The organism is Novacetimonas hansenii (genome assembly GCF_014843995.1).
Classification (GTDB): Bacteria; Pseudomonadota; Alphaproteobacteria; order Acetobacterales; family Acetobacteraceae; genus Novacetimonas; species Novacetimonas hansenii.
In genome coordinates, this window is the sequence record NZ_CP062149.1 from 1 (window position 1) to 6,310 (window position 6,310).

Here is a 6,310-nt window from a genome sequence, read left to right on the forward strand (position 1 = left end):
CCCCCAAATCGGCTGTGTCCTGGCACGGTCGAAAGGCTCCAAGAGCCTAGCAATCATGGTGAGATGCTCGCGTACTGCTCGTTAAAATCCGTCTGAATAACGCGGGAAGGTCTAAGGGCTGCTCGGGGTGGTTCCTGAGCGACAGCCTATGACCGGGAGCGGGCTTAGTAGAGTGAAAATCCCCTTCGCGGTTTATCCGAAGCGTTGGGGAGAGGCAGGGATTTCGAGGGTGGTTCCTCGTCCTGTCAAAGTCTCGAAAGGTCCATGCGACAGAGAAGCAATACAGAGGGTGCTTGGCGGCACCCGGTGACGATGTTCCTGGTCCTCGTGGGTGGTACCACGATCGACCGGGGGAAAAGGGAATGTTGGTCGCATTCCCCTTAAAACTGGCAGTTTTTCAACAATCAGCAATCAATGCACATGCAGCAATAAGGAGATAATCTTATGAGGATGTCGAGTTCTGTACGTCGGGTAACCGGCAAAACCTGCGGTAAAAGAGGACGCCCCTTTCCTGGGGCCTGCGTGTTGCGCAGGTAGTCCTTCGGCTGTCCCGTTGGGAATGGCTGACCGGTCAACAGGCCCGAGGGAGAAGCATTAACTTGCTTCTCCCTCTCCAGCCAGTTCGTGTGCCAAAATGGGTTCTAAATCTCATATTGACATAACGCATTTACTCCTATATAGATAATTGCCATTATATCCCCTTGTGGATACTACTGCGCTAGTCTCGCAGTTAGAGAAACAAGCATTATACCCCCGGGGGCACACGAAAGTGTGCCCCCGTATTCGTATATGGAGTGGATATGACTAATGTAGGCGTTCCGCCCGTGGTTGATGGTACAATACATACCACCACATCCGCAGGAATTAGAATTCGAATATTCGTTGATTTTTGGAACTTTACTCTAGGGCTAAAGGCACAAAATTCAGCCTTCCGTGCTGATTGGTCCAAGATCGGGCCACTATTTGCACAAAAAGCATGTGATCGCATTTCACCAGGATCAACGGCGATCTATGAAGCTATGCATGTATATGGGTCATTTGATGAATCCAAGGACGCGGGTCTAAGGAATTGGTTTACCAATTTCCTAGACAAACAAGCTGGTGTTCATGTGGAAGTGGTTCCCCGGCAGAAGAAAAGAAATCCTCCCAAATGCCCATCCTGCCATGAGCCTGTTTCTACATGTCCTGAATGTGGAAGCGACATGAGAGGAACGGAAGAAAAGGGCGTTGATACAAGAATAGTTACAGACATGATTAAGCTAGCTTGGGCTAATGCTTATGATGCGGCTATTCTTGTTACGGCTGATCGGGATTTTGTTCCGGTGGCAGAGTTTTTGCAGACAAAGGGAATTAAGGTAATCCATGGAGCATTCCCTCCTGGAGGAAGTATTCTCTCTCAAAAATGCTGGGGACATATTGATATTCCGAATTTCATGTCTGAATTTTCAAGATGATCCAACTTTTTAGTTATAGCCGCTTACCGAGATAATCTATCCGAGGGAGAAGCAAATTAATGCTTTTCCCTCTCTTATGCTGCGCCTTGTAGGGCGTTCCCTATTCCAGCATAATTACCTACCTCCTACGAGGTTGCACAACGAGGCTCAGGTGAGCCCCAACTCCCTGAGCCTCACACTTACGCTAAAATCCACACAGAACGCGCTACAGGCCATTAAAGGCAAAAGAGAGGGAAGAGGTGTCTTCAAAAATTGGACGCTCTCTACGGGGCTCCCATGGTCAGAAAACACCTGTCGCCTTTCATTCTGCTTCCTGAGCATTTTTCATCTGCGTGGTTTCTCTGACGGTGCAAGTGTCGGGCGAGCGCGGAGCGGGAGCGGCGTAGCCCGCCGTAGGCGCCGACACCTGGAAAGGTCGCGGCATGAAATCCGTCATTTTCCGGGTGTCATCCACAGCAGTTGCTCACACCCATGCTCTTTCTTTTCTTGTTTCTTCTTGTTTATATGAAAAAAACCCTTTTATTTCATATAGATACAAGCAGTTAATGCGTCATTTTCCGGGTTAAATGCGTCATTTTCCGGGTTAATGCGTCATTTTCCGGGTGTCATCCACAATCCAAAAAACCCTTATCCACACCCTATTGCGTCACCTTCCGGGCTTATGCGTCATAAAAAATAATTGACGTATATTTGTTAATGCGTCACTTTTTTCGTAAGGCGCATAAGCCCGGAAGGTGACGCACTTGAACGCAAAAACGGCAGTAAGCCGCAAAACCTATGCCGTCATTCCCAAGCATGACCCTCAAGTCACAATGAGCAATGCTCTTGTAAGAGCAGGTCATGGCCTGACTCTGGCGGAGAAGCGTATTGTCATGTTGGCCGTATCCAAATTGGATAGCCGCGCACCGACACCAGCCCCCTCATCACTTGTGCCACGAACCAAGATCACGGCAGCCGAATACGCGGAAACATTCTCCGTTGATGCGAGGACAGCCTACGAAGCCCTACAGGATGCAGCAAAACACCTGTTCGACCGTAAAATCACCTTTTTCGAGCCCGCCTACACACGGGCCGGAAAACCTCTCAAACCCATACGCAATGACATGCGATGGGTGGGGCGGTGCAAGTATCATGAGAATGAAGGTTGGGTCGAACTGTCATGGTGGCCTGACCTTCTCCCGTCCCTTATGGGGCTAAAAAAGCAGTTCACCACCTACAAACTGCAACAGGCTAACGCTCTCCGGTCGGCCTACTCGTGGCGGCTTTTGGAACTACTCATGCACTACCGTGACAGTGGGAAGGCCGAATACACCATTGAGGATTTCTGCGCCTCGATGGACGCGACAGAGAAGCAAAAAGCCAACTTCAACAACATCAAGCGCCGTATCATCGAGCCCGCAGTCAAGGAACTGGTCGAGAAAGATGGCTGGATTATCCGGTGGACACCCATCAAGGCAGGCCGGAAGGTCTCCCGGCTTCGCTTTGAGTTCAGGAAAAACCCACAACCTGACCTGTTTCCATAATCAGTCTGACAAGTCCGACAAAAACGTCAGACATGACAGACAGACGCTACCCATGCTCCACTCATGCCAGACAAGTCATACAGTGGAGTCAGACATGACAGACGATCCGAAGCCGTGGTCAATCCGCGGCGTTCATCCCGAAGTCAGAAACGCCGCTCTTGCTGCGGCCAAACGAGAGGGTGTCACGATAGGGGAATGGTTGGACAGAGCCATTCGATCACACGTTAAAAGTGGCAGAAAACAGGGAGAAAATGTGTCTGACAACGCAGTAAGACCGGTGGCAGACTTGTCTGACGCGGAGCGTCTTGTCAGTATGATTTCCCGGCTGGCTGAGGCTGGTGCGCCTGTCCCGAAGTCTGTCGCCAGCAAGGCTTACAATGTCATACGGGATGGGTTGAAAGACGTTCAGGGAAGCCGGAAAGTTGAATCGGTGGCTATCACCGACGATCGAGATGCAGCATCTTGACGGAATGACGATTGGGGTGAGCCTCCCGATCGTCCGGGCAGGGTCGATGTGTGGTGCATCCCCTGCCCTCTCTCCTGCCCCTATCGGTTCCCGAATGGCAGAAGTGGCGGCATCCCGCCCTTTTCCTCGATCAGCTTGCTCAGATAGCTGACGTTGCCTTGCTGCATGTCTGCGGTGAGTTCGCCTGGCAAAGGATGCTCATAACCGTTCAAACGGCGCGCCTGGCTGTACGTCCGGTTGATAGATCGTATCTCCTGGTCGAGCCCCTGGACACTCTCACCACCAAACCGCCGACGCACATAGGGCATTGTTCCAGGCACAAGCCCCTTGGCTTTGTAGGTCTCCTGTAACTGCTCCTGACACTGAAACTTACGTGTCAGCGTCATGTGCCGGCATTGCTTCTGCTCATCGGCTTTTATGGCGGCCTGTGTCGCCTGCCACTCGGGATCTATGATCTGCGCATGAGCCGTGCGGATCTCGCTTACACCAAACCCGGCCACAACTGCGGCCATCAATAGAATTTTCCTCATATCAGTCACTCGATGCCGTGAAAGCCTGCACCTTTTGCAGATGCTTGAGATTCTTTTCGGCAATGTCGTTCTCGACTTCCAGTTGCCGGATATGCTGCTGAAAAGCCATGTCCGCCGAGGTCTGCTGTAACTGCAAGCTGGCGTCATTCTGATGCAGCGCGGTGGACTGCTCGGCCGCAATGAGCTGCGTGGACGCCCCCACATCGTCATCCCCAAGGTCAGCCAAAGCCTCGTCCTGCCTCTGCATCGCCTGGGCCGATGCCTGACGATACTCGTTCACTGACGCCAGAGAGGCGGCCTCCCGCATGGACTGGTTGGTATCACGGGCCGCCCGGTCATATCCGGCATCTGTCGGGCTGTCCGAGGCCAAGCCCATCAGGCTGGCCGCACCCGCCTGGGCGCTGGTGCTTCCCGGCAGATTGTAGGTGCTGGAAAGAACTTCTCTCGCTTCCTGAGAGAAATTACCACTAAACCCGTTCAGTGAATAAAGATCACTCAGGTCATCCGTGACGCTCTCAAGGCGGGAAATATCGGAATCCAGTGATCCGCCCCCCAATGAAGCGATATTAGCCAGACCTTTAGCGTTCTGTATTTCCTGTGCTGCCTGCTCTAGCTGTTCGTAATACTGCTCTCCCTGCATGTAGTACTGTTGACCTTGTTGCAGGTAGGACTTGGCAGCTTCAAGATAGCCCAGATCGGTACTAACTTCGGTCTTTGGATCGGTCACTATGACCTGCGCTTTTGCATCAACAGATATGCTGCACAGCGCAAAAATCGTGACTGCCAAAGCACCTTTGAACATATTTACGGTCATATTTTTTGCACTCCCGCGCATATCCTCAGTCATGTTCATGGCGCGTTTTCTGTGCTCAACCGGCATATTTAAGCGGCAATAAAATACACGCTTAAATACACTTAAAGTTTGAGAAATCCGCGCACCAACCGTAACACATAAATAAAAAAATCAGGTAGTGTCAAAATACAGATACAGGGTTTTGACGCATTACCTTAATGTATCATGATACATTAAGGAGCCTATACTTGATTCGCGGAACACCCCAAAGCGAGCGCCAAACCAGGACGCGACAGGCGTTCAGAAACGTTCATTTTCGTTCAAATACGTTCGCAAAAGGTCGAAAACGTTCGAAAATGGTCGTTTAGGGTCACTTAGGGTCGTAAAAGGTCAAAAATTTAACAACTAATTGATTTACAATGATATTTTATAAGGAAACCCACCTCTCGCGAGGTGGGTTGTATACTTCATATAAAATAAGCGGAATCCGAACGGCTAGCCGTTCGGATACTTCATAAATTGAACATCCTATAAAAAATTACTTGATGGGCGGAATCTGGGTGAGGCATCCTGCCTTGGCAGGGCCTCCACGTCCTGCATGCGCGTTGATTGACATACGCGGGGCGGCTGGATGCCGACACCCGATCCTCACATGGAAAGCCGTAATGCGTGCCGGTCGCTGGCACACCGAAAGAACCGGCGTTCCGGTTCCTGATTCTGGTCGTCGAAATCGTGTCCCTCGTGGTCGATCTTCGATGCCCGCCAAGCATCAGGACCGACCCTCGCCATCCTTCCGGTGCTGCGCCAACAGCACCCCACCAATTCGGCCCCATGAAAGGAAAGGGCCAGGCTACAAACCACCACCTCAGCACGTCACTTCGTATTGCCGCCCCAGTCGGGGCACGCCTGCCGTCTAACCATCGGCAAGCAGGGTGCGGCCTAACCAGCCCCGCCCGATCTGTTGCTGTAGCCGGATGCCTTTAATCGGGCTCGTCCGGTTGCAACGGGCGCTCGGGGGTGAAACTCCCCCGTTCGATCCAATCCGCTCTTTGACATTTCAAGATGAAGATGGGCGACGCGGACACGGCCACCCCTGCCGGTTTCGGCAAGGGGTGAGCCTGTCAGATGGGAGAAACGGTATCCAGTCCGTTCCACGGGCGGCAAGGGATTGTCGAACGTGTGCCGCGCAGGTGGGCGACGGCATGGCGGGAAACCGTCATGGGCCTCAGAGGGGAAACCTGGATGAGGCGGTACCAGGGGGCGCAAGCCGCCTGGATCGTCGGATAGCTCAAGCCTGTAACGGCGTTCAGTAGGACGCTGCGCGGAGAGAAAGTGCGAGTGCCGGGACCTACAGTGTTCCGGTGGGTAAAATTGGAAATCATGATGCGAGTAAGGGAGACGCTTTGGATGTTCGGTCCCCCCAAATCGGCTGTGTCCTGGCACGGTCGAAAGGCTCCAAGAGCCTAGCAATCATGGTGAGATGCTCGCGTACTGCTCGTTAAAATCCGTCTGAATAACGCGGGAAGGTCTAAGGGCTGCTCGGG

At 52.4% G+C, this 6,310-nt stretch carries 5 protein-coding genes; 3 read left to right on the plus strand and 2 right to left on the minus strand.

Annotation, left to right across the window (positions count from 1 at the left end):
- Positions 1-800: 800 nt before the first annotated feature.
- The 3 genes from IFJ82_RS15595 (at position 801) to IFJ82_RS15605 (ending at position 3,443) form a co-directional block, all read left to right on the plus strand.
- Positions 801-1,454: an NYN domain-containing protein gene (locus tag IFJ82_RS15595; protein WP_192266645.1), complete on the plus strand. Its 654-nt coding sequence runs from the start codon at positions 801-803 to the stop codon at positions 1,452-1,454.
- A gap of 743 nt (positions 1,455-2,197) precedes the next feature.
- Positions 2,198-2,977, plus strand: coding sequence for a replication initiation protein (locus IFJ82_RS15600; protein ID WP_225578874.1), 780 nt, complete (start codon positions 2,198-2,200; stop codon positions 2,975-2,977).
- Between the two features lie 94 nt (positions 2,978-3,071).
- Entirely contained in the window at positions 3,072-3,443 is a 372-nt protein-coding gene (locus IFJ82_RS15605) for a hypothetical protein (RefSeq protein ID WP_192266647.1), read from the plus strand.
- 80 nt (positions 3,444-3,523) lie between these two features.
- Here IFJ82_RS15605 and IFJ82_RS15610 read toward each other — a convergent pair whose 3' ends face one another.
- Together IFJ82_RS15610 and IFJ82_RS15615 are read right to left on the minus strand one after the other, a co-directional pair.
- Positions 3,524-3,955 (minus strand): hypothetical protein, encoded by a 432-nt coding sequence (locus IFJ82_RS15610; protein WP_225578872.1) that lies wholly within the window; start codon positions 3,953-3,955, stop codon positions 3,524-3,526.
- Positions 3,956-3,974: 19 nt separating this feature from the next.
- A complete protein-coding gene (locus tag IFJ82_RS15615; protein ID WP_225578873.1) occupies positions 3,975-4,826 on the minus strand; it encodes a hypothetical protein in 852 nt (283 codons plus the stop codon).
- Between the last annotated feature and the right edge of the window lie 1,484 nt (positions 4,827-6,310).